Annotated in this window: 23 protein-coding genes; 13 read left to right on the top strand and 10 right to left on the bottom strand. The window is 65.4% G+C overall.

Features of this window, described 5'->3' with window-relative positions:
* Positions 1–64: 64 nt before the first annotated feature.
* The gene (locus tag ACVIJ6_RS31510; protein ID WP_456775899.1) at positions 65–1,933 is read left to right on the top strand and encodes an ABC-F family ATP-binding cassette domain-containing protein; all 1,869 of its coding nucleotides are present in this window, start codon (positions 65–67) and stop codon (positions 1,931–1,933) included.
* A gap of 94 nt (positions 1,934–2,027) precedes the next feature.
* Here the strand turns inward: ACVIJ6_RS31510 and ACVIJ6_RS31515 are convergent, their stop codons facing one another.
* The 3 genes from ACVIJ6_RS31515 to ACVIJ6_RS31525 all read right to left on the bottom strand — a co-directional run bounded on the left by ACVIJ6_RS31515 (position 2,028) and on the right by ACVIJ6_RS31525 (position 4,796).
* A complete protein-coding gene (locus ACVIJ6_RS31515; protein ID WP_456777120.1) occupies positions 2,028–2,513 on the bottom strand; it encodes a hypothetical protein in 486 nt (161 codons plus the stop codon).
* Between the two features lie 315 nt (positions 2,514–2,828).
* Positions 2,829–3,281 (bottom strand): DNA polymerase III subunit chi, encoded by a 453-nt coding sequence (locus ACVIJ6_RS31520; protein WP_012043914.1) that lies wholly within the window; start codon positions 3,279–3,281, stop codon positions 2,829–2,831.
* A 15-nt stretch (positions 3,282–3,296) separates the two neighbouring features.
* The gene (locus ACVIJ6_RS31525) at positions 3,297–4,796 is read right to left on the bottom strand and encodes a leucyl aminopeptidase (RefSeq protein ID WP_456775900.1); all 1,500 of its coding nucleotides are present in this window, start codon (positions 4,794–4,796) and stop codon (positions 3,297–3,299) included.
* Between the two features lie 337 nt (positions 4,797–5,133).
* Between ACVIJ6_RS31525 and lptF the strand changes: the two genes are divergently transcribed.
* The 8 genes from lptF (at position 5,134) to ACVIJ6_RS31565 (ending at position 16,575) form a co-directional block, all read left to right on the top strand.
* Positions 5,134–6,303, top strand: coding sequence for an LPS export ABC transporter permease LptF (lptF, locus tag ACVIJ6_RS31530; protein WP_456775901.1), 1,170 nt, complete (start codon positions 5,134–5,136; stop codon positions 6,301–6,303).
* On the top strand, positions 6,300–7,397 hold the full coding sequence (gene lptG, locus ACVIJ6_RS31535) for an LPS export ABC transporter permease LptG (RefSeq protein ID WP_456775902.1): 1,098 nt from the start codon (positions 6,300–6,302) through the stop codon (positions 7,395–7,397). The genes lptF and lptG overlap by 4 nt, the downstream gene beginning before the upstream one ends.
* Positions 7,397–9,982 (top strand): LPS-assembly protein LptD, encoded by a 2,586-nt coding sequence (locus ACVIJ6_RS31540; protein ID WP_456775903.1) that lies wholly within the window; start codon positions 7,397–7,399, stop codon positions 9,980–9,982. Before lptG ends, ACVIJ6_RS31540 begins: the two co-directional genes overlap by 1 nt.
* A 103-nt stretch (positions 9,983–10,085) precedes the next feature.
* Entirely contained in the window at positions 10,086–11,024 is a 939-nt protein-coding gene (locus tag ACVIJ6_RS31545; RefSeq protein WP_012043909.1) for a SurA N-terminal domain-containing protein, read from the top strand.
* On the top strand, positions 11,024–12,025 hold the full coding sequence (pdxA, locus tag ACVIJ6_RS31550) for a 4-hydroxythreonine-4-phosphate dehydrogenase PdxA (protein WP_456775904.1): 1,002 nt from the start codon (positions 11,024–11,026) through the stop codon (positions 12,023–12,025). Before ACVIJ6_RS31545 ends, pdxA begins: the two co-directional genes overlap by 1 nt.
* The gene (rsmA, locus tag ACVIJ6_RS31555; RefSeq protein ID WP_456775905.1) at positions 12,022–12,882 is read left to right on the top strand and encodes a 16S rRNA (adenine(1518)-N(6)/adenine(1519)-N(6))-dimethyltransferase RsmA; all 861 of its coding nucleotides are present in this window, start codon (positions 12,022–12,024) and stop codon (positions 12,880–12,882) included. Before pdxA ends, rsmA begins: the two co-directional genes overlap by 4 nt.
* Positions 12,883–12,908: 26 nt before the next feature.
* Positions 12,909–13,967: an alcohol dehydrogenase gene (locus tag ACVIJ6_RS31560; RefSeq protein ID WP_456775906.1), complete on the top strand. Its 1,059-nt coding sequence runs from the start codon at positions 12,909–12,911 to the stop codon at positions 13,965–13,967.
* Between the two features lie 334 nt (positions 13,968–14,301).
* Positions 14,302–16,575 carry a hypothetical protein gene (locus ACVIJ6_RS31565; protein ID WP_456775907.1) on the top strand — a complete coding sequence of 758 codons (2,274 nt, stop codon included), beginning with the start codon at positions 14,302–14,304 and terminating at the stop codon, positions 16,573–16,575.
* A 9-nt stretch (positions 16,576–16,584) separates the two neighbouring features.
* Here ACVIJ6_RS31565 and gmk read toward each other — a convergent pair whose 3' ends face one another.
* The 7 genes from gmk to fabD form a co-directional block, all read right to left on the bottom strand.
* Positions 16,585–17,244 carry a guanylate kinase gene (gene gmk, locus ACVIJ6_RS31570; protein ID WP_456775908.1) on the bottom strand — a complete coding sequence of 220 codons (660 nt, stop codon included), beginning with the start codon at positions 17,242–17,244 and terminating at the stop codon, positions 16,585–16,587.
* A 3-nt stretch (positions 17,245–17,247) separates the two neighbouring features.
* On the bottom strand, positions 17,248–18,135 hold the full coding sequence (locus ACVIJ6_RS31575; RefSeq protein WP_456775909.1) for a YicC/YloC family endoribonuclease: 888 nt from the start codon (positions 18,133–18,135) through the stop codon (positions 17,248–17,250).
* A 123-nt stretch (positions 18,136–18,258) separates the two neighbouring features.
* Entirely contained in the window at positions 18,259–19,542 is a 1,284-nt protein-coding gene (gene mltG / locus ACVIJ6_RS31580) for an endolytic transglycosylase MltG (protein WP_456775910.1), read from the bottom strand.
* 269 nt (positions 19,543–19,811) lie between these two features.
* Positions 19,812–21,077: a beta-ketoacyl-ACP synthase II gene (gene fabF / locus ACVIJ6_RS31585; protein ID WP_456775911.1), complete on the bottom strand. Its 1,266-nt coding sequence runs from the start codon at positions 21,075–21,077 to the stop codon at positions 19,812–19,814.
* A gap of 237 nt (positions 21,078–21,314) precedes the next feature.
* On the bottom strand, positions 21,315–21,554 hold the full coding sequence (locus tag ACVIJ6_RS31590) for an acyl carrier protein (protein WP_006610957.1): 240 nt from the start codon (positions 21,552–21,554) through the stop codon (positions 21,315–21,317).
* Positions 21,555–21,992: 438 nt separating this feature from the next.
* Positions 21,993–22,730, bottom strand: a complete 738-nt coding sequence (fabG, locus tag ACVIJ6_RS31595) for a 3-oxoacyl-[acyl-carrier-protein] reductase (RefSeq protein WP_456775912.1) — start codon at positions 22,728–22,730, stop codon at positions 21,993–21,995.
* 34 nt (positions 22,731–22,764) lie between these two features.
* A complete protein-coding gene (fabD, locus tag ACVIJ6_RS31600; RefSeq protein WP_456775913.1) occupies positions 22,765–23,724 on the bottom strand; it encodes an ACP S-malonyltransferase in 960 nt (319 codons plus the stop codon).
* Between the two features lie 373 nt (positions 23,725–24,097).
* Here fabD and rpsF point away from each other — a divergent pair, with 373 nt between their 5' ends.
* The 4 genes from rpsF (at position 24,098) to rplI (ending at position 26,530) form a co-directional block, all read left to right on the top strand.
* Positions 24,098–24,559: a 30S ribosomal protein S6 gene (gene rpsF / locus ACVIJ6_RS31605; protein WP_012043898.1), complete on the top strand. Its 462-nt coding sequence runs from the start codon at positions 24,098–24,100 to the stop codon at positions 24,557–24,559.
* Between the two features lie 5 nt (positions 24,560–24,564).
* Positions 24,565–24,804, top strand: coding sequence for a 30S ribosomal protein S18 (gene rpsR / locus ACVIJ6_RS31610; RefSeq protein WP_008963441.1), 240 nt, complete (start codon positions 24,565–24,567; stop codon positions 24,802–24,804).
* 141 nt (positions 24,805–24,945) lie between these two features.
* Complete coding sequence (locus ACVIJ6_RS31615) at positions 24,946–25,887, top strand: hypothetical protein (protein ID WP_456775914.1); 942 nt, start codon at positions 24,946–24,948, stop codon at positions 25,885–25,887.
* 49 nt (positions 25,888–25,936) lie between these two features.
* Entirely contained in the window at positions 25,937–26,530 is a 594-nt protein-coding gene (gene rplI, locus ACVIJ6_RS31620; RefSeq protein WP_456775915.1) for a 50S ribosomal protein L9, read from the top strand.
* Positions 26,531–26,548 lie beyond the last annotated feature (18 nt).

Here is a 26,548-nt window from a genome sequence, read left to right on the forward strand (position 1 = left end):
TCCGCCAGGCTGAGCCTGCGACAAAGCGGTTGCGTTTGGTCGCGCGCGCGGTGACAAGGCGCGCATGCTTTCGATCAACGACATCTCCATCCGGCTCGCCGGACGGCTTCTCATCGACCACAGCACGGTGCAGATTCCGCCCGGCGCCCGCGTCGGCCTGGTGGGCCGCAACGGCACCGGCAAGTCGACGCTGTTCAAGGCGATCCGCGGCGAACTGTCGCTGGAGAACGGAGCGATCACCGTCCCGCCGCGATGGCGGATCGGCAGCCTGGCCCAGGAGGCGCCCAGCGGCCCGGAAAGCCTGATCGAGGTGGTCCTCCGGGCCGATCTCGAGCGCGATGCCCTGCTGCGCGAAGCCGAAACCGCCGTCGAGCCGGATCGCATCGCCGAGATCCAGACCCGGCTGGTCGATATCGACGCGCATTCGGCGCCGGCGCGGGCCGCCGCCATCCTCAGCGGCCTCGGCTTCTCGGCCGCCGACCAGGCGCGGGCCTGCGCGGAATTCTCCGGCGGCTGGCGTATGCGCGTGGCACTCGCCGCCACCTTGTTCGCCGCCCCCGACCTGCTGCTGCTCGACGAGCCCACCAACTATCTCGATCTCGAAGGCACGCTGTGGCTCGAGGATCATCTGGCGCATTATCCGCGCACGGTGATCGTCATCAGCCACGACCGCGATCTGCTGGAGACGTCGGTCGATCAGATCCTGCACCTGGATCGCGGCAAGCTGACGCTGTACCGCGGCGGCTATTCCTCGTTCGAGGAGCAGCGCGCCACGCGCGAGATGCTCGACGCCAAGGCGGTCAAGCGCCAGGAGGCCGAGCGCGCGCGGCTGCAGTCCTTCGTCGACCGCTTCAAGGCCAAGGCCTCGAAGGCGCGGCAGGCGCAGTCGCGGGTCAAGATGCTGGAACGGATGAAGCCGATCACGGCGCTCGTGACCCAGGATGTGCACGAGATCAGCTTTCCCGCACCGGAGAAATTGCTGTCGCCGCCGATCATCGCGGTCGACAACGCCTCGGTCGGCTATGACCCTGCCCAGCCGGTGCTGAACCGGGTGACCTTGCGCATCGACAATGACGATCGCGTCGCGCTGCTGGGCGCGAACGGCAACGGCAAATCGACGCTGGTCAAGCTGCTCGCCGGCCGGCTGGCACCGTTCTCCGGCAAGGTCACGCGCGCCGACAAGCTGTCGACCGCCTATTTCGCCCAGCACCAGCTCGATGAACTCGACGAGCAGGGATCACCCTACACTCACGTCCGGCAGTTGATGAGCGATGCGCCGGAATCGAAAGTGCGGGCCCGTGCCGGCGCCATCGGATTTTCCGGCAAGGCGGCCGACACGCTGGTGAAAAGCCTGTCCGGCGGCGAGAAGGCGCGGCTGCTGCTCGGGCTCGCCACCTTCTACGGTCCCAACATGATCATCCTGGACGAGCCGACCAACCATCTCGACATCGACAGCCGCGCGGCGCTCGCCGAGGCGATCAACGAGTTTCCGGGCGCCGTGATCATGGTCTCGCACGATCGCTATCTCATCGAGGCCTGCGCGGATCGTCTGTGGGTCGTCGCCGAGAGGACCGTGAAGACCTATGACGGCGATCTGGACGATTACCGGCGGATGATCCTGTCGTCGCGGAGCGGTGCGTCGGCGCGCGATGCCGAACGTCCGCAGACGAGCGAGCGAGCGGAACGACCGCGCGGCGACAACAAGCGTGGCGGACTGAAACAGAAGATCGCGGCCGCCGAAGCCGAGATGGCCCGCATCACCGAGATCATCGCCAAGATCGACGGCGCGCTGGCGTTGCCAGACATCTTCACCCGCGACCCGAAGCAGGCGGCGCAATTGTACAAGGCAAGGGCGAATGCCGCGGAGGCGCTCGCGCGCGCCGAAGAGCAGTGGTTGGAAGCGAGCACGCTGTACGACGAGGCGACCGGCTGACGAACAAACGTCCGGCCGGTAGTTCCTCAAAATCACTGGGACCGAACCTGGTTCGATCCGTTCTGCTGTGACAGAAGCCACTCGCGCAGCGGGCTCAGGTCGCCTTCTTCTTGCCCTTGGCGGGCTTCGCCATCTTCGGCGCCGGGCCCGGATCGGGCGCGCGCTCGATCGAGGTCAGACGGCCCGCGGTGAACGTGTAGACGCCTGCGCGCGCACCGCGCAGCCAGGTCACGGTCGCAACGCGATCACCGCCATTACCGCCGATGTTGACACTGTCGGGTGCGCCGATGCCGCGCACCACGTCACATTCGGTATGGCCGAGCGCAACCGTGCCGCCTGCGGCGGGCGGCGCAGCGGCCGCATCGCTGCTCATCGCATTCGCGCCGGCCGACGCCATGCCGGGACAGGCGCCCTCGGCGCTGACGAGATCCTCCGCGGTGACGGGCTTTTCGGGCGTCAGCGGCGGCGCGTCGATCGAGATGCTCTTGATGAACAGGCGCTGCGGCCGGTTGAACCATTCGGCATCCTTGGAGAGAAAGTCAGCCGAGCCGGAGCATCCGGACACGACCGGTGCAAGCACAAGGAACGCCAGAAGGCGCGTCAGCTTTTGATTGTGGTCTCGCACGATGAACCTTGCTGAATTGCAACCAATGCTCGATTCAAAAGCACTAGCAGATCTTGTAACCGGCTGCGCCCTGGCTCTTGAAGCGATGTTCTGCCCGCATCGGCGGGATGCAACACTTCAGATGCGCGAGGCACAATCGTTGTTCGAACGGATCGTCCCACCATCACTTTGCGGCACGTTCGTGGCTTTGCCAACGCACCGCCAGTTCATTGGCAGATTATCATTAATCGCGGTACGCCGCCATGGCGAGCGCGCGCGACCGGCAGGCCATCATTGCCGACGCTGCCACCGCCCGCGCTCATCGGCCTGCCAATAGGTGACCTCGAATCCGCGCGTTTTGCAATCGGTCCAGGCCGCTCTCGCAGCTGCGAGCGCTTCGTCATCGTCGCCGTTGAAGACGAGGACCATACGCTCATAAGTGTGCGCGTCTGACGGCAGCGGCGCGTTGTCGACCAGGAATCGCACATTCGCCTGGTTGGGATTGCTCTCCTCCACCGCCAACACGATCGGCTGGTCGGCCACATCGGCAACCCGCCATGTGGCGTGCGGCAGAAACGAATCGTCACGATAGGTCCACAGATGCGCATCAAGCGCATCTGCACGCTCTTCTGAGGTCGATTGCACCACAACCCGCCAGCCACGCTCGAGCGACTTCTCCAGCAGCGGCGGCAACACGCCTTCCAGCGTCATGTTCTGCAAATGATAGAACAGGACTTCCGTCATCCGAACAGCCGTCCCTCAACTCCTGGCTTCGTAGCAATCCCACACCAGCCGGTCGAGCAGGCGCACGCCGTAGCCGGAGCCCCAGCTCTGATTGACCTCCGATTTCGGCGCGCCCATCGCGGTGCCGGCGATGTCGAGATGCGCCCATGGCGTATCATTGACAAAGCGCTGCAGGAATTGCGCGGCCGTGATCGAGCCGCCGTGGCGCCCGCCGGTGTTCTTCATGTCGGCGAATTGCGAATCGATCAGCTTGTCGTATTCGGGGCCGAGCGGCATGCGCCAGACCTTCTCGCCGGTCTCCTGCCCCGCCTTCAACAGCTTCTCGGCAAGATCGTCATTGTTGGCGAACAGGCCCGCATGCTCGGTGCCGAGCGCAACCATGATCGCCCCGGTCAAGGTGGCGAGATCGATCATGAATTTCGGCTTGTACTTGGTCGCGACGTACCAGAGCACGTCGGCGAGCACGAGCCGGCCTTCCGCGTCGGTGTTGATGATCTCGATCGTCTGCCCGGACATCGAGGTGACGATGTCACCCGGGCGCTGGGCGTTGCCGTCCGGCATGTTCTCGACCAGGCCTATCGCGCCGATCACATTGGCCTTGGCCTTCCGCGCGGCCAGCGCATGCATCAGACCGACGACGCAGGCCGCACCGCCCATGTCGCCCTTCATATCCTCCATCGAGCCGGCCGGCTTGATCGAGATGCCACCGGTGTCGAAGCAGACGCCCTTGCCGATGAACGCGACCGGCTGATCACCCTTCTTGCCGCCATTGTAGCGCATGACGACGGTGCGGCTCGGCCGCGCCGAGCCCTGGCCGACCCCGAGCAGCGCCCCCATTCCGAGCTTCGTCATGGCCGGCACATCGAGAATCTCGACGGTCACGCCGAGCTTGCGCAGCGCGCTGGCGCGCTTGGCGAACTCCTCCGGATAGAGCACGTTCGGCGGCTCGTTGACGAGATCGCGCGCCAGAATCACGCCGTCGGTGACATGCGACCGTGGCGCGAAAGCCTTCTTGGCCGCGGCAACGTCCGCGACGGCGAGCGAGATCGCGGCGCTGACGGCCGCCTCCTCGTCCTTCTTCTTGGTCTTGTAGCGGTCGAATCGATAGGCCCGCAGCCTGATCCCGGCCGCCAACGAGCTCGCCTGATCCGGCGTCATCGGCCCGGAGGGCAGCTCGGCCATCACCATCACAGGTTCAGTCCCGGCATTCAGTTTTCCGGCTAACGTCCCGCCATATTTCAGAAAATCCTTTTCCTTTTGATCCCCGCTCTTGCCCGTGCCGATCACGAGCAAGCGCTGAATCTTGATTCCCTGGGGGGCGAGAAGGTCGAGCACCGCACCGTCCTTGCCCTTGAAGCGCGCCGCAGCGGCCGCGCGCTGGATCAGCTCGGCGGCGCCGCCCAGCGCCTTGTCGGTCGCGGCACCAAGCCGCAGGGATTCGTCGCAGAACGCGACCAGGATACCGCGTGGCGCAGTCGACAGCGGAACGAAGCCGACCTTGACGGTGTCGGACATCAAGCAAACCTCCAAATTTCATCGTGAGGGCCGCCGCGACCGCCCCAAAATCTGAGCGGACAGACGAGGATGGCGGCAGTTCGGAACCCAACTTGGCAACAGTATGGCCTGCCGCGGCCAGAGCTGCCAAGCCTCCCGTGTCGAGGCGGTCACAATAATGAAATTTTAGCCGTATTTTAGCGGCGCCACGCCACAGCCATTTTGTCGACGGATCAAAGGGATGGTAAGGATGTTCACTGACCTTGGAACGTGACGGCGCAAGCAGCCTCGGGGACCCGTTTCAAGGGTGGCCGCAGCGCTCGTTCCGGGACTGCTGATTGGGGATCGAGCGCACACGATGGGATCCATCGACAGGTACATCTTTCGCACGACGCTCGCGTCGTTTGCGGTGGTCCTGGTGAGTCTCACCGGGGTGATCTGGATCACCCAGGCGCTGCGCGGCATCGACCTGATGACGAGCCAGGGACAGACCATCCTGACCTTTCTCGGCATTACCGGCCTGGTGATTCCCTCGCTGCTCGGCGTGATCGCGCCGATTGCGCTGATGATCGCGGTCTCTCACACCCTCAACAAGCTCGCGACCGATTCGGAAATCATCGTGATGAACGCCGCCGGCATGTCGCCGATCCGGCTGTTCGTGCCCTTCGCCTACGCCACCTGCGTCGTCGCGATCCTGGTCACCTTCATTGCCGCTTTCTTTGCGCCCGACGGGCTGCGGCGGATCAAGCAATGGGACGCCGAGATCACCGCCGACGTACTCGCCAACATCCTGCAGCCCGGCCGGTTCGCCCAGCTCGACCAGAACCTCACCATCCGGATTCGCGAACGCCAGCCCGGCGGCGAATTGCAGGGCATTCTGATCGACGACCGCCGCGATCCGAAGGAGCGAATCACGATCATCGCCGAGAAGGGTACGGTGGTGAAGAACCCCGACGGGTCGTTCCTGGTGCTGGAGGATGGCAATCTGGAGCGCTTCGAACTTGGCAAGCGCGAGCCGGCGATGGTCGCGTTCGCCCGCTACGCCTTCGACATGTCGAAATTCTCCAATCAGGGCCGCGATGTCACGCTCGGCATCCGCGAGCGCTATCTGTGGGAATTGATGGCGCCGGCCGAGGACGATCCGATCTACAAGCAGATCCCCGGACAATTCCGGCAGGAGCTGCATGACCGCTTCCTTGCACCGATCTACCCCTTCGCCTTCGCGGCTTTGACCTTTGCGTTTCTCGGCGCGCCGCGCACGACGCGTCAGAGCCGCAATTTCTCGTTCGGCAGTGCGATTCTCGCGGTGTTCGGCGTACGCATGGCCGGCTTCGCCTGCTCCGTCATGACGGTGAAGACGCCGGTTGCCGCCCTGGTGCAGTACCTGATGCTGTTCGGCGTGCTCGGCTTGAGCATCTGGATCATCGTCGGCGGCGTGGTGGTCGAGCCGCCGGCGCGGCTGATGGAGGTGATCAACCGCTCGAATGCGCGGATCGCACGGCTGTTCAGAAGGCCGGCCGCCGCATGAACATGGTCACCAACACGCTCGGGCGCTATTTCGCCGGCCGCTTCCTGGTCTCGGCGGTCGGCGTGTTCGCGAGCATTTTCGTGCTGCTCGTCCTGGTCGATTACATCGAGATGGTCCGCAAGACCTCGGGGCTGGCCTCCGCCTCGGCGCTGATGGTCGCCGAGACCTCGCTGTTTCGCGTGCCGCAACTGCTCGAGAAGATGATGCCGTTCTGCGTCCTGATCGGCGCCATGACCTGCTACCTCGCCCTGTCGCGTCGCCTCGAGCTCGTGGTGGCGCGCGCCGCCGGCGTGTCGGCCTGGCAGTTCATCGCGCCGGCGCTGGCCAGCGCCATCATGCTCGGCCTGATGGCGACGACGCTGTACAATCCGATGTCCGCCAATCTGCGCGAATTGTCGAAGCGCATGGAAGCGGAGCTGTTCGGCGCCGCCCCGGGCGGCGGCGTGCAGGATGCGTCCGGCTTCTGGCTGAACCAGATCAACCCGGACGGCTCGGTCATCATCAACGCCGCGCGCAGTGAGCAGCAGGGTGTTCGGCTGACCGGCCTGACGCTGTTCCGTTTTGATACGGAGAAACATTTCAAGGACCGAATCGAAGCGCGCGAGGCCACCCTCGAAGACGGCCAGTGGGTGTTCAAATCGGTGCGCCGATTCTCCCTCGATGCGCCGCCGGTGGACGAGCCGACCTTCATTCTGCCCACCAGCCTGACACCGGCACAGGTCCGCAACAGCTTCTCGACCCCCGAAACTGTGTCGTTTTGGCAACTGCCGAGCTACATCCGTTCGTCAGAGAGCTCAGGCTTCGCGACCGCGGGCTACCGATTGCAGTATCATAAGCTGATCGCGCAGCCATTCCTGCTGGCTGCGATGGTCATGCTGGCCGCGTCCGTGTCGCTCCGCTTCTTCCGAATGGGTGGCGTACAAAAAATGGTTTTGAGTGGCGTGGGCGCCGGCTTTCTGCTCTACGTTTTGTCGAAAGTAACGGAAGATTTGAGCAAGGCTGCGTTGATGGATCCGATCGTTGCCGCGTGGCTGCCGGTGTTCGTCGGTGGCCTGACCGGCTTTATGGCCTTGCTCTACCAGGAGGACGGCTAGTGTCGTTCGTTGCCGTCCGTCAGACAGCGCTTGCCGTGCTCCGGCAGCATGCGATTGCATGCGGTCGATTCGCGCGCGTGAGTGGCATCGTGTCTGCCGAATCCATGTCTCGGAAGTTCTGGTCTCCCGGTTCCAAGCCGCGCAGCTTCACGTCTGGCCAATTCACGTCTGCCGTTCTCGGGGGCGTGTTCGCGCTGGCGTTCGGTGCCGTGCTGACAGCGGCCATCGGTCTGGTTGCACCTGCGCCCGCCGCCGCGCAAAGCTTCACCTATAATCCGCGCCCGCCAAAGGCGCCACCGCCGCGCGTCGCCAACGACAACCAGATGCTGGTTCAGGCGACCGAGGTCGATTACGACTACAACAACTCGCGCGTGTCAGCGGTCGGCAACGTCCAGCTGTTCTATAACGGCACCTCGGTCGAGGCCGACCGGGTGATCTACGACCAGAAAACCAAGCGCCTGCATGCGGAAGGCAACATCCGCATGACCGACGCCGACGGCAAGATCACCTACGCCAACAGCCTCGATCTGTCCGACGATTACCGCGACGGCTTCGTCGATTCGCTGCGCGTCGAGACCGAGGACCAGACGCGGATGGCGGCGACCCGCGCCGACCGCTCCAAGGGCAATTACACCGTCTTCGAGAACGGCGTGTACACCGCCTGCGCGCCATGCAAGGACGATCCGAAGAAGCCGCCGCTGTGGCAGGTCAAGGGTGCGCGCATCATCCATGACCAGACCGAGAAGATGCTGTATTTCGAGAACGCCCAGCTCGAATTCTTCGGCGTTCCGCTCGCCTATATCCCGTACTTCTCGACGCCCGACCCGACGGTGAAGCGCAAGAGCGGCTTCCTGATGCCGGGCATCACCCAGACCGGCGGCTACGGCTTCGGCGTCGACATCCCCTATTACTGGGCGATCGCGCCGGATTACGACGCGACCTTCACGCCGCGCATCACCTCCAAGCAGGGCGTGCTGCTACAGACCGAATTCCGCCAGCGCTTTAGCAATGGCGGCTATCAGGTGCGCCTCTACGGCATCGACCAGCTCGACCCCAACGCCTTCGCCGGCCAGCCGGGCAATCGCCAGTTCCGCGGCGGCATCGACACCAAGGGCCAGTTCGCGATCAACGACAAGTGGGTGTTCGGCTGGGATGGCATCCTGCTGTCCGACTACATGTTCCTGTCGGACTACCGGCTGGCGCAGTACCGCGACCCGTTCAACTCGTTCATGAGCCTGCCGACGGAGGCGATCTCGCAGCTGTATCTGACCGGCGTCGGCAGCCGCAGCTTCTTCGACGTCCGGGCCATCCATTATCTGAGCTTCTCGGGCAACCAGCAGACCGTGCCGGTGGTCTATCCGGTGCTCGACTATTCGAACGTGCTGAACTATCCGGTGTTCGGCGGTGAGTTCAGCTACAAGACCAATTTCGTCAATCTGAGCCGTGAACAGGCGGTGTTCGACCCGATCACCACCACGGCCAATACGGCCGGCCTGTGCGCGACGACGTCGGCCGATCCGCGCGCGCGGCTGCCCACCCAGTGCCTGCTGCGCGCCACACCCGGCACCTATACCCGTCTCACCGCACAGGCGGAGTGGCGGCGCTCGTTCACTGACCCCTACGGCCAGATCTGGACGCCGTTCGCGATTCTGCGCGCGGACGCGATCAACGCCAACGTCACCGCGCAGCCAGGCGTCGGCAACTTCGTCCAGACGGGCGACACCCAGGCGCTGCGGCTGATGCCGACGGTCGGCCTGGAATACCGCTACCCGTTCATCAATGTGCAGCCGTGGGGAACCACCACGATCGAACCGATCGCGCAGGTGATCATCCGGCCGAACGAGACCTATGCCGGCCGGCTGCCGAACGAGGACGCCCAGAGCATGGTGTTCGACGCCAGCAACCTGTTCAGCGTCGACAAGTTCTCCGGCTATGACCGCGTCGAAGGCGGCGGCCGCGCCAATGTCGGCGTGCAGGCCACCACCCAGTTCGACCGCGGCGGCACGATCAACGTGCTGTTCGGCCAGTCCTACCACCTGTTCGGCCTGAACTCCTTCGCGGTGCAGGACGCCAACAATACCGCCATCGGGTCCGGTCTCGACAAGACCGTCTCGGATTACGTGGCGCGCGTCGATTACTCGCCGAACCGGACCTATACGTTCAGCATGCGCAGCCGGTTCGACCAGCAGACCCTGAACATCCAGCGCTTCGAGGCCGAGGCGAAGGCGAACTTCGATCGCTGGTCGGTGGCCCTGACCTACGGCAATTACGCCGCGGATCCGGCGCTCGGCTATCTCGCCCGGCGTGAGGGCATCCTCGGCAGCGGCTCGGTCAAGGTGGCGCCCAACTGGATCGTATCCGGTGCGGCGCGCTGGGATCTGGCCGCCAACAAGATCAACCAGTATGTGATCGGCGCCGGCTATGTGGACGATTGTTTCGTGCTGGCCGCCAACTATGTAACGTCCTATAATTACACCGCAGGTACCACCCCACCCGTTCTGAGCCATGCCTATATGCTCCAGATCGGGCTTCGGACGCTCGCAAACTCCTCGTCGACGGGAAGTGCGGCTGGTGGCCTTCAGTAGCGCGCGCCGGTCTCCGACCGGTGCTCCTCTGGTCCGAGAGGTCCCGACAAAGAGCCGTCGCGCCGCTTCTGGTTGGACTCATTGCGAACAGCGAAGCTTGGTCATGACGATCGCGTTCTCTTCCCGCCTTCGGGCCCTGGCCATCTGCAGTCTTGCCGTGCTGGCATCGGGTGCCGGGCTGATCCCCGCTCAGGCCCAGAGCATCGTCGTGATGGTGAATGGCGATCCCATTACCGATTACGACATTGAGCAGCGGATGAAGCTCAACTTCCTCAGCACGCGAAAGCAGCAGAGCCGGCAGGAGGTCATCAACGAGCTGATCGACGACAAGGTGAAGATCAAGGAAGGCAAGAAGTTCGGCGTCGAACCGACGGCCTCCGACGTCGACCAGTCGTTCGCCGGCATGGGCTCGCGCATGCGGCTCAATGCCGAACAGCTGACGAAATCGCTGGAGAGCCAGGGCGTGCGCCCCGAAACCCTCAAGGCGCGCATCAAGGCCGAGATCGTCTGGACCAGCCTGGTCCGCGGTCGCTACAAGGAACGCCTGCTGGTGTCCGACAAGGACGTCGCCGCGGCGGTTGCTGCGGCCGGCGGCGATTCCGACCAGCAGGGCCAAGCCTTTGAATACAAGATGCAGCCGATCGTGCTGATCGTGTCAAACTCATCGAACCAGGCGGTGATGGAAGCGCGGCACAAGGAGGCGGAAGCCCTGCGCGCGCGGGTGCAGACCTGCGCCGACGCCAACAATGTCTTCAAGACCACCGCGAATGCCGTGATCAAGGAGATCGTCGTCAAGACGTCCGCCGACATTCCGCCGAACCTCCGCAAATTGCTCGACGACACTCCGATTGGACATCTCACGCCGCCTGAAGCGACCAAACAGGGAATCCAGATGGTCGCGCTGTGCGCCCGCACTCCCACGACGGTCGACACGCCGAAAAAGCGTCAGATCCGCGAGGAGATGTACACCAAGAAGTACGAGGCGACGTCCAAGGCCTATCTGCAGGAAGTCCGCAAGGCGGCGATGATCGAATATCGCTGATGAGCAATCCCCTCGCGCTCACATTGGGCGAACCTGCAGGCATCGGCCCCGACATCACCTTGCAGGCGTGGTTGCGTCGCACCGAGCTTGGACTTCCGGCTTTCTATCTGCTCGGGGATCCCGGCTTCATCAGCCAGCGGGCGGCGCTGCTGGGCCTCGATGTTCCGGTGACGGAGACGCATCCCGGACAGGCCGTCGAGATATTCTCCAAGGCGCTGCCGGTCGTACCCACGGGGCATCGCGTCACCGCGCAACCCGGCCGTCCCGACGTCACGAGCGCAGAGGCCGCGATCGGCTCGATCCGCCAGGCCGTCCTTGACGTCAAGACCGGACGGGCGAGCGCCGTCGTGACCAATCCGATCGCCAAGGCCATCCTCTACCGCGCCGGTTTCACGCATCCGGGGCACACCGAGTATCTCGCCGAGCTCGCCGCCGATGGCGGGGTGGTCCCGCAGCCCGTCATGATGCTCTGGTCGCCGACGCTCGCCGTCGTGCCGGTGACGATCCATGTGGCGCTGCGCGAGGCGATCGAGCAGCTGACGAGCCCGCTGATCACCTCGACGACCCGCATCGTCGCGGCGAGCCTGCGGCGCTATTTCGGCCTGTCGCGGCCGCGCATCGCCCTGTCGGGCCTCAATCCCCATGCCGGCGAGGACGGCACGATGGGCACGGAGGAGGACACGATCATCGCGCCGGCGATCGCGACGCTGCGCAATGCCGGCCTCGACGTGCAGGGACCGCTGCCGGCCGATACGATGTTCCACGACGCTGCGCGCAAGACCTATGATTGCGCCATCTGCATGTATCACGATCAAGCGCTGATCCCGATCAAGACGCTGGCCTTCGACGAGGGCGTCAATGTGACGCTCGGCCTGCCCTTCATCCGCACCTCGCCGGACCACGGCACGGCGTTCGGCATCGCCGGCAGGGGCACGGCCAATCCGGCCAGCCTGATCGCCGCCCTCCGGCTTGCCGCGCGCATGGCCAGCCAAGCGGCATGAGCGCGATCGACGACCTGCCGCCCCTGCGCGAGGTCATTCGCGAGCATCAGCTGTCGGCGCGCAAGGCACTCGGCCAAAACTTCCTGCTCGATCTCAATCTCACCGCGCGAATTGCCCGGGCCGCCGGTCCGCTGGAGGACGCCACCGTGGTCGAGATCGGTCCGGGCCCGGGCGGCCTGACGCGGGCGCTGCTCGCGCTCGGCGCCCGCCACGTCATCGCCGTCGAGCACGATGAGCGCGCGATCCCGGCGCTGCAGGCGATCGCGGAGCGTTATCCGGGACGGCTCGAGATCGTCTGCACCGATGCCCGCACCTTCGATGTCCGGCCCTATCTCGGCAGCACCAAGGCCAAGATCGTCGCCAACCTGCCCTACAACATCGCGACGCATCTGCTGATCGGCTGGCTCTCCGCCGAACCATGGCCGCCCTGGTACGACATGATGGTGCTGATGTTCCAGCGCGAGGTCGCCGAGCGGATCGTCGCGCGCGAGAACGAGGAGGCCTATGGCCGGCTCGGCGTGCTCGCCAATTGGCGCTGCGAGACCAAGATCCTGTTCGACATCTCGCCCTCGGCCTTCGTGCCGCCGCCGAAGGTGACCTCATCGGTGGTGCGGCTGGTGCCGCGCACAGCCCCGGAGCCGTGCGACCGCCGCGCGCTCGAGCAGGTCGCAGCCGCCGCATTCGGCCAGCGCCGCAAGATGCTGCGCCAGAGCCTGAAGTCCCTGCCAACGGATCCCGCGCGTCTGGCCGCAGCTGCCGGCGTCGATCCGACGCGCCGCGCCGAGACCATTCCGGTGTCGGGCTTTGTTGCCATGGCGAGCGAATTGACCAATAGTCGCGACGATAACAAGACCTAACAACAAGCATTTCAGGGAGATTTCTCATGGCGTTGATGCGTCGTCAGTCGCTCGTCAAATTCGATGCACCGCTGTGCGAGACGATCGTCGAGACACCGAAGCCGCAGGGCCGGGAGGTTCTCGTGCGTATCGAACGCTGCGGCCTGTGCCATTCCGACCTGCACATCCAGGATGGCTATGCCGACCTCGGCGGCGGCAAGCGCCTCGACACGACCCGCGGCATGACCCTGCCCTTCACGCTCGGACATGAGATCGCCGGCGTCGTCGACGAGATCGGACCCGACGTGCCGAAGGAGCTGATCGGCGCCCGGCGCGCGGTGTTTCCGTGGATCGGCTGCGGCCAGTGCCGCGACTGTGCCAATGGCGACGAGAATTTGTGCGCCAAGCAGCGTTTTCTCGGCGTCTCGATCGACGGTGGCTTCGCCACCCACGTACTGGTGCCCGACGCGAAGTACCTGCTCGAATATGATCCGCTGCCGGTCAATCAGGCGGCGACCCTGATGTGCTCCGGTGTCACGGCCTATGGCGCGCTCAAGCGTCTCGTCGACCGGCCGCGGCAGCGCAATCTGCTGCTGATCGGACTCGGCGGCGTCGGCATGATGGGTCTGTCATTCGCGCACGCGATGTTCAAGCAGCCGATCTCGGTCGCCGATCTCTCGGCTGCCGCGCGCGACACCGCGCTGAAGAACGGGGCAGCCACGGCCTATGATCCGGCCGAGCCGGATGTGATCAAGCGCATCCTCAAGGAGACCGAGGGCGGCTTCGACGAGGTCGTCGACTTCGCCGGCAATGAGAAGTCGATGGCGTTTGCCGTGTCGGTCGTGGCTCGCGGCGGCAAGATCGTCGTATCCGGCCTGATGGGCGGCCAGTTCACGCTGCCGATGGTGCAGTGGGTGTACAAGCGCATGACCATCGAGGGCTTCATGGTCGGCACGCTCGCCGAAGGTCATGAGCTGATGGCCCTGGCCCGCGCCGGCAAGATCAAGCCGCCGCCGATGCGCGAGGAGCCGATGGCCGACGTCCAGAAATGGATCGATCAACTGCGCGCCGGCCATGTCGTCGGACGCGTGGTGCTGACGAACTGATCGGTCCGTCCATCGCATTGTAGATGCAGTGCGCGCGCGGCTCGGAGCCGCGCGCGCTGATCCGGCAGCAGCCTCAACGGTGTCTGGGTGGGGTTGCGTGCGGCATCGATCGACGCGGTTCATTTGTCCACAAATGGTGGCCGTGCGGTGCAACCAAGCACGCAGCCTGCTCCCATGTGATCCAGCAGCGGAGCCCGCATGGCGATCTGCTTGTGGAAAAAATGCCTCAGTCCACAGTGAAAACGGCCAGTCAGAATTAATCCGGAATTGGGGCTCATTGCGACCTAACTTCTTTCCGAGAACGCGCCGTTGCGTCGCGTATCCGGAGTCACCAATGGCAGGCCGAACGGCAGGAGTTGCATTCGCCATTGCAGCCGGAATCGTCGTGATTGCCGTGTCGCCGCGCGTAGCCATCGCTGCGGATGACTGCCTCACTGAGCCGACTGGCGAGAAGTCCGACGCACAACGCTGGTACTACCGCTTCGATCGCGGCACCAATCGGCGCTGCTGGTATCTGAAGGACGCCAACGGCAACACCCGCGACATTGCGGCCCCACCGCGGACGCCGCAGCAGCCGGCTCCCTGGGACTTTGCCCAGCCTGCGCCGCCCAAACTGACCGCAAAACGAACCGATGGCCCAGCGCCCCGCGCCAACGCCGAAGCCCTGGCAGATGCGCCTCAGCCGCGTGTCCGCACGGACCTTGCCATCCGAGGCACGCCGAAGCCACAGAATGTCGCGATCACGCCGACCACACTGACGGCCTCCGACGCCAACCTGCCGCGCAGTCTCGACGCCTCGCCATGGCCGTCCTCGCCGCCGCCGCAGACCGAGCCGGCGATATCCGATTCGCAGCCGGCAGCGGCGATCGCCGCGGACGATAATGTTGAACTGGACGCCAATGCAGCACCGCCCGCCGAGGGGCCGATGACGGCGGCGTCGAAGTCCGCCAAGCCGGAAGCCCCCATCCACGTGCTGATGCTCGTGGTGTTCGGCGCCCTCGCGATCTCCGGCCTGCTGGCCAGCGCCCTCTACCGTCTCAGCCGGATGGGACGGAAGCGGCGCCGCGGCGCGGAGTGGCAAATGGCGGCACGGACGCGGCGCTCGCGCGCGAAGCCGCGGACAAAAGCAAAAGCGCCGGCCTTCGGTCAGCGCAGCGCCCGCAACGGATCTGCCGCGGGCAACGGCTTTCGAACCCAGGAGACGGCATCGGCGCTCGACCTCGCCAGCGCCCGGCTGTCCGCCGCGACACAGGATCAGGCCGGCGCGAGGCCCCGAGCCGCGGCGCCCGCCCCCTATCCGGATCCTTCGAACGACGTTCCCAGCCGACACGATTGGGATCAGGCAGCCGAGTTGCCGAAGCTGCAACCAGCCGAGGCCGTCTGGCAGGCCGCCGATGATCTCGCGGCCCGTGCCGCGGGGCGCCACTCCGCAATGATGGCCCAGGCCGTCCTCTCACAAGGCGTCCAGACCCAGGGATCGATGGCGCAGGGATCTATGGCATCGGCCGACATGCCGATCACCTCAGCCCAGATCGCCCCTGCGGTCCCGCCAGCAACAGCGCCCGCGTTTGCTGCCCCGCAAGCGGCCGCTGCCAATGCCAGCGCTTCTTCGGCCGAGATGGCCCCCCAGGGCTGGTCCGCCCAGACCCGCCCCGCTGCGGCCTGGCCGGGCGCGCAACCGCCTGACGCGCAGATCGCGGCCCCCGCTTCTGCGGCACCGTCCCAGATGGGCGCGCCGGCTGCGCCGGCGACCCCGCCCGCCCCGGTGGATGTCGCCGAGATCGTATCGGCCTTGCGCAAGGCCCGCACCGGCAATGCCGCGTCGCAAACGCCAGGCGCCGCGCCGGTGGATGCGGCCAAGGTGATTGCTGCCCTTCTGGTGTCCCGCGCGGCCAAGCGACGCGCATCGCAACCGTCCATGCCCGAAATGGCGGACGCCGCACCCGCCGCCGACATCGGCGCATCGCAGGCCGCGCCGCCAGCGCCGTCCTTGGTCGATCGCCTCCGCAACGGACACGCCACCGCGCCTCCGAGGCCTGCGATGTCCGCCGACGCGGTCGCCGCAAGTGCAGCTTCATCCGCGGATCCGGCGGCTGCGCTGATCGAGACGCTCCGCGCCCATGCGGCGCGGCAGCCCCCCCAGCAGCCGCAGGACGCCTCGACCTTCGAGCCGGAGCCCGCGGCGCCTCACAGCGACGACGCTGACCTCGATGATCCCGCTGCGGCCTTGATCAACCTGCTGGAGTCCCGCTTCGCGCTGGCGCAAGACGAACTGGAAGCAGATGGCTCCGACGCGCGCGACGAGGCGTTTGCACCGCAGACGCAGCAGCAGATCGCCGCCGAGCAGGACGATCCGGCGGCGCAGCTGTTGAGCATGTTGGAATCGCGACCTTCGCTGCCGCCGGCCCCTGCCGTCCGCGAGCCGTCACGACGCCAGCCGCAGCAACGTGCGCTGTTCGTCCCGCCTCCGGTCGAGGATGCGGCGACACCGCCGCTCGACTTCATTCCGCGCCCTCAGGCGTTGCGGCCGCGGCCGCGCAACATCCAGCAGGATGAGTCGCTCGACGGCATTCAGGACATCCTGGCGCGCCTCGGGCGCCGGGCCTGAGCCGGCGCGTCAGCCTTCGAGCTGGCGCTGCAGCTCACGCACGAAGGTCGTCAGTCCAGTCCGGCGCTCGCGCTTGAGCCGCTCGGCCTTCAGGATCGACTGCACTTCGGCAAAGGCGTCGTCGACATTGCGGTTGATGACGATGTAGTCGTACTCGGCCCAGTGGCTCATCTCGTGGCTGGCTCGGCTCATGCGCCCGCGAATGACCTCGTCGGAATCCTGCGCGCGCGTATGCAGCCGCTTCTCGAGATCGGCAGCGGATGGCGGCAGGATGAACACGCTGACTACGTCCTGTCGTGCCTTCTCGCGCAGCTGCTGCGTGCCCTGCCAATCGATGTCGAACAGAACATCCTGCCCGGCCGAAAGAGCCGCCTCGACCGGCGCGCGCGGCGTGCCGTAGCGGTTGTCGAACACGGTCGCCCATTCGAGCAGCTCGTTGCGCTTGACCATGTCCTCGAAGCGCCCACGGTCGACGAAGTGATAGTCACGTCCATCGACCTCACCAGGGCGCATCGGACGTGTCGTCGCCGACACCGACATCTGCAGGCCCGGCATGCGCTCGATCAGCAGCCGCGACAGCGTCGTCTTGCCCGCCCCCGAGGGTGACGACAGCACGAACATCAGACCGCGCCGTTCCACCCCGTCGAAGCTTCCGTCGTGAGCCGCCATGGATCACTCCAGATTCTGAACCTGTTCGCGAAACTGCTCGACCACGGTCTTCAGCTCGAGTCCTATGTTGGTCAGCTCGATGTCGTTCGACTTCGAGCAGCAGGTGTTGACCTCGCGGTGGAATTCCTGCGCGAGGAAATCGAGCCGGCGCCCGACCGGGCCGCCCTTGCCGAGCATCTCGCGGGCCTGCGCGACATGCGAGGCGATACGATCGAGCTCCTCGCGCACATCGGCCTTGGCCGCGATCAGCAGCGCCTCTTGCGCCAGGCGGTCGGGATCGAAACGATCGGAGGTTTCGAGCAAGGCCGCAACCTGCTCCGCGAGCCGCGCCCTGATCGCTTCCGGCTTGCGCCCGGGCGAGGCTTCGGCCCTGCCCGCCAGCGCCTCAATCTCATCGACACGCTGATTGAGAATCTGGCCGAGCGATTCTCCCTCGCGGCGGCGCATCTCCACCAGATGTTTCAGAGCCGTCTCGAACGCGGCGATGGCAGCCTCCTTGGCCGCCTTGTCCTCGGCCTCGTCGCTCTCCGGCTCGGCCACCTCGATCACGCCCTTAATGGACAGCAGCCCGTCGATGCTCGGGGCGACCGCGTCGATCCGGCCGGACAGCGAGCTCGCCACCTTGACCACGGCCGCCAGAACGTCCTCGTTGATGCGAACCGTCGCGCCAGTCTCGGTGCGCTTGACGGTCAGGTTCGCATAGACAGTGCCGCGGGACAGCACTTCGGTTGCGCGCTTCTTCGCGAAAGCCTCGACCTCGTCCCAGCCCTGCGGCAGCCGCACGCGGACGTCCAGTCCCTTGGCGTTGACGGACTTCAACTCCCACTCGAACGAGTAGGGACCGCTTGCCCCGTGGCTACGGGCAAAGCCGGTCATGCTCGACAGCGCCATTTCGTCAATATCTCCGGCACATCAGAAACGAGCGACAGACTCGCCCCACCAAAAGTGCGCGAACCTTACGGCCTTTTGGCCAAATGTTAAGCCCGGTTCTGCGCGGCCGGGGCGCGTGGACAATTATTGCTGAACGACCGGCGGGCTCGATTGCGCCGCGCCCTGCCTTCCGCCCGCAGCAGCAGGCGCCGGAGCGCCCGATGCGCGATTGGCCGGCGGCTTCTTGGCCCCCGTCGGCGTACGCGGTGCTGCTGCCGCGGCGGCCGGATCAACGGCGCCCGCTGCGGTGGCCGCCGGCGCCTCCTCAGGCTCGACCGTGTCGTTCTGGGTCTGCCGCTCCATCGCCCTCAGCTTGGCGACGTTCTTCTGGTGCAGATCGTAGGTCTCGGTGAAGGCGTGACCGCCGGTGCCGTCGGCCACGAAATAGAGGTCGCGTGTCCGTGCCGGGTTGGCCGTGGCTTCCAGGGACGCCCGGCCCGGGTTTGAGATCGGCCCCGGGGGCAGCCCCTCGATCACATAGGTGTTGTACGGCGAGGGCTGTGTGATTTCGCTGCGCTTGATCGGACGTCCCAGCGTCCCCTTGCCGCCGACGAGACCGTAGATGATCGTGGGATCCGACTGCAGCTTGATCTTCTGCTTCAAGCGATTGACGAAAACTGCGGCGACCCGGCTGCGCTCGTCCGGCTTGCCCGTTTCCTTCTCGACGATCGAGGCGAGCGTCACCAGCTGTTCTGGCGTCCGCACGGGCAAATCAGGGCTGCGGCGCTCCCAGATCTCGGCCAGCACACGCTTCTGCGCTTGCTGCATGCGCTGAATGACCTGCTCGCGACTCGTGCCACGCGGGAATTTGTAGGTCTCCGGAAGGAGCGTTCCCTCGCGCGGAATTTCACGAACACTGCCGGTGAATATCTCGTTGTCCGAGAGGCGGGCCACGATCTGCTCGGAGGTCAGACCTTCGGGAATCGTGACCCCATGCTGCACAACCTTGCCCTCGACGATCACGCCGATCACGTCGCGCAGCGACGCATTCTTCTGGAACGCATACTCGCCGGGCTTCAGGTCGGAACTCGCCTTCAACGCATACACGCCACCGATGAAGATCCAGGGATTGACGTCGATCACGCCCTCGCGGGCAAGCACGTCCGCGATGTCGCGCTTGCCCGCGCGCTGGGGAATGTTGACGATCTTGTCGTCCTGCAACGGCCCCGGGGCCTCCAGGATCTGCCGCCCGTAGTAATACGCAGCTCCCGCTCCGATCATGGCCAGAAGCAGCAACGTGATGATCGCATTGCCGACGACGACAAACGGATTGCGAGCCCGATCGGAACGACGCGGCGGCGGCGGCACCCGCTCGGGCTCAAGCGCTGCGCGCGGACTACGGGGCGAGATGGGCGGCCGTTCACTCATCGATGCAACCTTCAGTGCTGTCGCTCTCGTCGCCGCCGTGCGCTCCCCACGCGGCGACGTCACGTCTACGCCCACCCTCACGCTTCATCATCGAATCCGGCGAAAAGGTGTTCTCGCCGGATCTCATGGCCATGGACGGCCGGTTCCGTGCCTCATCGAGCCTGCTCGTCCTGCGAGGACACGCGAACTCTTGGGTTCTAGTGTGGCTGTGGTCGGATATCCGCGTGACGAAACGACAAGCAGTCGCAGCGGTCATCCGTCCTTCCACACTAACCCACCACGCGTCGCAAGATCACCGAAGCATTGGTGCCGCCGAACCCGAACGAGTTCGACAGCGCCACGTTGATCTCCCGCTTGCGAGCGGTCTGCGGCACGAGGTCGATCGCGGTCTCGACCGACGGGTTCTCCAGATTGATGGTCGGCGGCGCGATATTATCCCGAATCGCGAGAATGCAGAAGATCGCTTCGACAGCGCCGGCAGCGCCGAGCAGATGGCCGATCGACGACTTGGTCGAGGACATCGAGATCCTCGATGCTGCGTTGCCGAGCAGGCGCTCGACCGCGCCGAGTTCGATCTCATCACCGATCTGCGTCGAGGTGCCGTGCGCATTGATGTAGTCGATATCCGCGGCCGTGATGCCGGCGCGCTTCATGGCCGCGCTCATGCTACGGAAACCGCCGTCGCCATCCGGCGATGGCGAGGTGATGTGATAGGCATCGCCCGACAGTCCGTAACCGCTCACCTCGGCGTAGATCCGGGCGCCGCGCGCCTTCGCATGCTCATACGCCTCGAGCACCACGATGCCGGCGCCCTCGCCCATCACAAAGCCATCGCGATCCTTGTCGTAGGGACGCGAAGCTTTCTCCGGCGTCTCATTGAAGCCGGTGGACAGCGCCCGGGCCGCGCAGAATCCGGCCATGCCAATCCGGCAGATCGGCGATTCCGTGCCGCCGGCCACCATGACGTCGGCATCGCCAAGCGCGATCAGACGGCTGGCGTCGCCGATGGCATGTGCGCCCGTCGAACACGCCGTGACCACCGAATGGTTGGGGCCCTTCAGGCCATGCTCGATCGAGACATAGCCCGACGCGAGGTTGATCAGACGTCCGGGGATGAAGAAGGGCGACACCTTCCGCGGACCGCGCTCCTTCAGGAGAATCGCGGTGTCGGCGATGCCCGACAGGCCGCCGATGCCGGAGCCGATCAAGGTGCCGGTGGCACAACGGTCCTCTTCCGTCGACGGGTGCCAATTGGCATCGTCAAGCGCTTGGCGCGCAGCCGCCATGGCGAAGATGATGAAATCGTCAACCTTGCGCTGGTCCTTCGGCTCCATCCATTGGTCGGCATTGAACGCGCCGTCGGTCCCATCACCACGCGGCACCTGGCAAGCCACCTTGGCCGGCAGATCGGAGACGTCGAACGTCTCGATCTTGCGAGCCCCGCTCTTACCCTGCAGGATGCGCTGCCAGGTCGTTTCCACCCCACAGCCAAGCGGCGAAACCATGCCAAGGCCAGTGACGACAACCCGCCTCATGTTTGTTTCTCCAGACCCGATCTTGGGCGGTCGTTGACCGGCGGACGACGGTCGCCGCACCTCGGGTCATTGTTTCGAGCAACACGTTGTTTCGAGCAACACGTTCTGGCCGGGTCGTGCCGCCGAATCGTGCACTGCCGGCCCAATCTGACGACTCCTTACGACGCCGCCAACAGCAAGAAACCGGTCGGCCGCACAAGACGGGCCGGCCGGTTTCGCGCAACGCTCGCCTGAGGATCAGCTCTTGGCGTTCTTCTCAAGGAACTTGGTGGCGTCGCCCACGGTGAGGATCGTCTCCGCGGCGTCGTCAGGGATCTCGCAACCGAACTCTTCCTCGAAGGCCATCACGAGCTCGACCGTGTCGAGGCTGTCGGCACCGAGATCGTCAATGAAGCTCGCGTTGTCGACCACTTTCTCGGGCTCGACACCAAGGTGCTCGACCACGATCTTCTTAACCCGCTCGCCAATCTCACTCATCGTTCAACCTCGTGCTTGTTCCTTTAAGACCCGACCCCCGGATGATCCGCATCACCCCGGCCGTTAAACTTCCTTCGCGATCGCGCAAAACCAGATTTGCCCCGCAGCGCCCCTTTACCGAAATCTGGCGGACGACTTGCGGTCCGAAAACTTCGGAAACGGGGCCACTCACAAACTCCAATCCTCAAGGACTCCACGAGTCCGGCACGCCTCCGACCCAGAGCGCTCAAACAGGACCCCGGATCAGCAGCACCAGCCGACGGAGGCCCGGCGAACGATGGCAGCTCGCCCCGCCAATATACAGGGTTTGGAAATCCTGCAATGGCGTTCTTCGTGCCCCCATCGGCGGCCCAGTTACCATACACGCGAATCCTTGGCGACTCGGACCGGGAGATCGATTGCGACGTCTTTTCGCCGCATTCCGAGCCGCGGAGACGCTTAGATCATGGCCATGCCGCCATTGACGTGGATCGTCTGCCCCGTGACGTAGGCCGCCTCGTTGGAGGCGAGGTACACCGCAGCTGCAGCAATATCCTCGGGCGTGCCGAGTCGCGCCGCGGGCACTTTGGCCAGGATCGTCTCGCGCTGCTTGTCGTTCAGCGCATCGGTCATCGGCGTCTTGATGAAACCAGGCGCAATGCAGTTCGCGGTCACGCCGCGCTTGGCATATTCCGCACCGAGCGTCTTGATCATGCCGATGAGCCCGGCCTTGGAAGCCGTATAATTCCCCTGCCCGGGATTGCCGGTCACGCCGACGATCGACGTGATCGCGATGATTCGGCCGAAACGCTTGCGCATCATCAGTTTCGTCGCGGCACGCGCCAGACGGAAGGTCGCGGTCAGATTGACCTTGATGACCTCGTCCCAGTCTTCGTCACGCAGCTGCACGAACAGGTTGTCACGCGTGATGCCAGCGTTGGCCACGAGAATATCGACCTGGCCCATGGCCTGCTCCGCGGCCGGCACCAACGCCTCGACCTCGGCACTATCCGACAGATTGCAGGGCAGCACATGCACACGGCTGCCCAGCTCACCCGCCAGCGTTTCCAGCACGTCGCGGCGCGTGCCGGAAATCGCAACCGTCGCCCCCTGCGCGTGCAGAGCCTTGGCGATCGCATTGCCGATACCGCCGGTCGCGCCGGTGACCAGCGCGGTCCTGCCACTCAGATCGAACATTCAACTCTCCATCAATGCCGCTACACGCAGCCCGTTACGCCGTTTTGGCCGCGGCCAGCGCGTCCTTGGCGGCCGCAATGTCCGCCGGACCGCCGACAGCGACGCCGACGGCTCCATCCGCGATCCGCTTGACCAGACCACTCAGGACCTTGCCGGCGCCGATCTCGAAAAAGCGCGTCACGCCTTGACCTGCCATATAGGCGATCGATTCGCGCCAGCGCACCGTGCCCGTGACCTGCTCGACCAGCCGACGGCGAATCTCGTCGGGGTCGCTGATCGGTGCCGCGAGCACGTTCGACACCAGCGGCGCCGCCGGCGCCTTGATCGTCACTTTCGACAGCGCCTCTGCCATGACTTCGGCCGCCGGCTGCATCAGCTTGCAGTGGAACGGCGCCGAGACCGGCAGCAGCATCGCGCGCTTCGCGCCTTTGGCGCGCGCAATTTCGACAGCGCGATCGACTGCGGCCTTGTTGCCGGAAACGACCACTTGGCCGCCGCCATTGTCGTTGGCCGCTTGGCAGACCTCGCCTTGAGCAGCCTCCTCGGCCACCGCGACCGCGGCCTCGTAATCCATGCCGAGCAACGCGGCCATGGCGCCAACCCCGACGGGAACGGCTTTCTGCATGGCCAAGCCGCGCGTCCGCAGCAGGCGCGCGGTGTCCGCAATGCTAAGACTGCCGGAGGCCGCCAGCGCCGAATACTCGCCGAGCGAGTGACCGGCGACAAAGGCTGCGTCACGGCCGACCGAGAACCCGGCCTCGGCCTCGAGCACCCGCAAGGCCGCCATCGAGACCGCCATCAAGGCGGGCTGGGCATTTTCCGTCAACTGCAGGGTTTCGGCCGGGCCGTCCCAGATAATCGCGGTCAGCTTCTCGCCAAGGGCGGTATCTACCTCCTCGAACACCGCGCGAGCCTCCGGAAAGGCGTCTGCCAACGCCTTGCCCATGCCGACGGCCTGGGACCCCTGCCCCGGAAAAGTGAATGCTGCCGTCATGGCCGCTCCCTGAACGTTCCAAAATCCCTGGAATTGAGTAACTTTGGCCGGAAAGACACTGGCCAAGGCCGTGATGTCAAGCGCGTGACGGGCGCAATTCGACCACTTTCCCTTGCCTTGGGGCCGAAAATCGGTATAAGGCGCGCCATCCGTGGATCCCGAGCCGGGAGCTGAACGGACGGTCTCAGCAAAATCTCCCTGTCTAATCGCAGCGATTTTCTAATCTCAGTGATTTCCAGGCGACTTTGATGTGGCAGGGCCAGTCGGCCCGTCGTCCCGTGTTCCCGCCTTCTGAGCTGACGTCTGCGAGTCCTTTCCACAAGGGCTCGAAGGGCTTGACGCCGGGATCTGCGCCAACTTGGAAAGGACAGCCATGCCGCTTTACGAGCATGTTTTCCTCGCACGTCAGGACGCGAGCACCCAGCAGGTGGAAGAACTGACGACTCAGATGACCGGTATCGTCGAAGGTCTCGGCGGCAAGGTCACCAAGACTGAGAATTGGGGCGTTCGCTCCCTCACCTACCGCATGAACAAGAACCGCAAGGCGCACTTCGTGCTGCTCAACATCGACGCGCCGTCGGCGGCGATCGCCGAGATCGAGCGTCAGGAGCGGATCAGCGAAGACGTCATCCGTTACCTCAGCGTCCGCGTCGACGAGCTCGAGGAAGGCCCGTCGGCGATGATGCGCAAGGCCGATCGCGACCGTGAGCGCGACGACCGCGGCGGCGGCTTCCGCGGTGAGCGCGATGGCGGCGGCTTCCGTGGCGATCGCGGTGACCGTGGCGATCGTGGCCCGCGCCGGCCCCGTGACGAAGAAACTGCGGACGAGGAGTAAGATCAATGGCTGAAGCCCCCGCACGTCGCCCGTTCTTCCGCCGCCGCAAGACCTGCCCGTTCTCCGGGCCGAACGCGCCGAAGATCGACTACAAGGACTCCAAGCTCCTGATGCGCTACGTCTCCGAGCGCGGCAAGATCGTGCCGAGCCGCATCACGGCGGTGTCCGCCAAGAAGCAGCGTGAGCTGGCCCGCGCCATCAAGCGCGCCCGCTTCCTCGGCCTGCTGCCTTACGTCATCCGCTGAACGGCGGTCAGGAATCGGCGGCCTTGCGCCGCCGATTCCTCGTCTCGAATACTGAGAATTCTCATAAGGCTTCCGGGTCGTCCGGTCGCCGATGGTTGGGGCGAGTTGGCCTCTAACCGCTCGAAGGGAGCGGGACAGCTGATGATCGGACTGCTTCTCATCGCGCTCGCAGCAGGCGCCGCCTCGGCGCTCATGTTTGCCTCTCCCATGTCGGGCGCGGCGATGTCGATCCTGCTCGCGCTGTTTGCGCCGGTGCCGCTGATCGTCGTGGGCATCTCGTGGGGACGTCTCTGCGCCGCCATCGGCGGTGCCGCAGCCACGGCGGCCGTGCTGGCCATTTTCGGCGTGGATCGCGGCCTCGCCTTTGCCGTCACGATTGCGCTGCCGGCCTGGTGGCTCGGCCATCTCGTCCTGCTTGGCCGGCCGATGACCGAGCCGCAGGATGGCGTTGAATGGTACCCCCCCGGCAGCATCCTGCTGTGGATCGCGGCCATTGCGACGCTGATCGTTGCGTTTGCGTTCGGCACGGACGTCTCGGCCACCAACGATGACCTGAGGCGCCTGCTCTCGCGTGTGTTCACCAGCGCCGTCCCGCCGGACACGGTCGACATTCCGCGCCTTGTCGAATTCTTCCTGATCGTGGCGCCCCCCTTGGCCGCGATGATCATGACGACGATCCTCGCGCTCAGCGTCGTGATTGCAGCGAAGATCGCCGCGATTTCCGGCCGCCTGATGCGCCCCTGGCCCCGCCTGCGGGATACCAAGCTGCCGCCGATGACGCTTGCCGCGCTATGCGCCATCATCGCGTTCTGCTTCCCCGGCGGGATCGTCGGCCTGCTGGCGCGGATCGCCGCCGCTGCGCTGCTGACCGCCTACGCCCTCACTGGCCTAGCGGTGCTCCATACCCTCACGCTGCCTTTGCGAACCCGCCCGCTCTGGCTCGGCCTCGCCTACGCATTGATGCTCACCTTCATCTGGCCGGTGCCGATGCTGGCGATGATCGCGCTGGGGATCGCCGACGCCGCCTTCGACCTCCGTCACCGCTTCGGGCCGCGGCAGCCGCCGCCGTTGCCGGTGCCGTAAAAGCTCAACCTCTCATCAACCGCTTCCGAACATCACAAGGAGAACATCGATGGAAGTCATTCTGCTGGAACGTGTCGCCAAGCTCGGCCAGATGGGCGAGATCGTGAAGGTCAAGGACGGGTTCGCCCGCAACTTCCTGCTCAAGCGCAAGAAGGCGCTGCGGGCGACCGCCGACAACAAGGCCAAGTATGAGGGCATGAAGGCCGAGCTCGAGGCCAACAACATCAAGGCCAAGGGTGAGGCCGCCAAGGTCGCCGAGAAGATCGACGGCCGCGACATCGTCATCATCCGCCAGGCGTCCGAATCCGGCCAGCTGTTCGGCTCGGTCTCGGTGCGTGACATCGTCGTCGCGCTCGCCGCCGACGGCATCACCGTCAACCGTCCGCAGGTCTGGCTCGACGCCCCGATCAAGGCGATCGGCCAGCAAAAGATCACCATCGCGATCCATCCAGAGGTCGAGACCTCGGTGACCGTGACGGTGGCCCGCAGCGCCGACGAGGCCGAGCGCATCAAGCGCGGCGAGGACATCTCGACCCGCCAGGAGGATCGCGACGCCGCCGCCGAGGCCATCGCCGCCGCCGGCGAGTTCTTCGATCCGGAGGCTCAGGAGGACGAGGCCGCCGCTGGCGAGACCGCGCAGTAAGCGCGACGAGCGCCCCCC

The sequence above is a fragment of the Bradyrhizobium sp. USDA 4369 genome, assembly GCF_054056435.1.

What these genes read in the sequence shown, in the direction of transcription:
- fabF (WP_456775911.1), bottom strand. Translation starts at nt 21,077, where the DNA reads ATGAGGCGGGTTGTCGTCACTGGCCTTGGCATGGTTTCGCCGCTTGGC.
- ACVIJ6_RS31615 (WP_456775914.1), top strand. Translation starts at nt 24,946, where the DNA reads ATGATCGGACTGCTTCTCATCGCGCTCGCAGCAGGCGCCGCCTCGGCG.
- rsmA (WP_456775905.1), top strand. Translation starts at nt 12,022, where the DNA reads ATGAGCGCGATCGACGACCTGCCGCCCCTGCGCGAGGTCATTCGCGAG.
- lptG (WP_456775902.1), top strand. Translation starts at nt 6,300, where the DNA reads ATGAACATGGTCACCAACACGCTCGGGCGCTATTTCGCCGGCCGCTTC.
- fabD (WP_456775913.1), bottom strand. Translation starts at nt 23,724, where the DNA reads ATGACGGCAGCATTCACTTTTCCGGGGCAGGGGTCCCAGGCCGTCGGC.
- rpsF (WP_012043898.1), top strand. Translation starts at nt 24,098, where the DNA reads ATGCCGCTTTACGAGCATGTTTTCCTCGCACGTCAGGACGCGAGCACC.
- ACVIJ6_RS31590 (WP_006610957.1), bottom strand. Translation starts at nt 21,554, where the DNA reads ATGAGTGAGATTGGCGAGCGGGTTAAGAAGATCGTGGTCGAGCACCTT.
- rpsR (WP_008963441.1), top strand. Translation starts at nt 24,565, where the DNA reads ATGGCTGAAGCCCCCGCACGTCGCCCGTTCTTCCGCCGCCGCAAGACC.
- ACVIJ6_RS31545 (WP_012043909.1), top strand. Translation starts at nt 10,086, where the DNA reads ATGACGATCGCGTTCTCTTCCCGCCTTCGGGCCCTGGCCATCTGCAGT.
- fabG (WP_456775912.1), bottom strand. Translation starts at nt 22,730, where the DNA reads ATGTTCGATCTGAGTGGCAGGACCGCGCTGGTCACCGGCGCGACCGGC.
- lptF (WP_456775901.1), top strand. Translation starts at nt 5,134, where the DNA reads ATGGGATCCATCGACAGGTACATCTTTCGCACGACGCTCGCGTCGTTT.
- mltG (WP_456775910.1), bottom strand. Translation starts at nt 19,542, where the DNA reads ATGAGTGAACGGCCGCCCATCTCGCCCCGTAGTCCGCGCGCAGCGCTT.
- ACVIJ6_RS31560 (WP_456775906.1), top strand. Translation starts at nt 12,909, where the DNA reads ATGGCGTTGATGCGTCGTCAGTCGCTCGTCAAATTCGATGCACCGCTG.
- rplI (WP_456775915.1), top strand. Translation starts at nt 25,937, where the DNA reads ATGGAAGTCATTCTGCTGGAACGTGTCGCCAAGCTCGGCCAGATGGGC.
- ACVIJ6_RS31510 (WP_456775899.1), top strand. Translation starts at nt 65, where the DNA reads ATGCTTTCGATCAACGACATCTCCATCCGGCTCGCCGGACGGCTTCTC.
- gmk (WP_456775908.1), bottom strand. Translation starts at nt 17,244, where the DNA reads ATGGCGGCTCACGACGGAAGCTTCGACGGGGTGGAACGGCGCGGTCTG.
- pdxA (WP_456775904.1), top strand. Translation starts at nt 11,024, where the DNA reads ATGAGCAATCCCCTCGCGCTCACATTGGGCGAACCTGCAGGCATCGGC.
- ACVIJ6_RS31575 (WP_456775909.1), bottom strand. Translation starts at nt 18,135, where the DNA reads ATGGCGCTGTCGAGCATGACCGGCTTTGCCCGTAGCCACGGGGCAAGC.
- ACVIJ6_RS31520 (WP_012043914.1), bottom strand. Translation starts at nt 3,281, where the DNA reads ATGACGGAAGTCCTGTTCTATCATTTGCAGAACATGACGCTGGAAGGC.
- ACVIJ6_RS31525 (WP_456775900.1), bottom strand. Translation starts at nt 4,796, where the DNA reads ATGTCCGACACCGTCAAGGTCGGCTTCGTTCCGCTGTCGACTGCGCCA.
- ACVIJ6_RS31565 (WP_456775907.1), top strand. Translation starts at nt 14,302, where the DNA reads ATGGCAGGCCGAACGGCAGGAGTTGCATTCGCCATTGCAGCCGGAATC.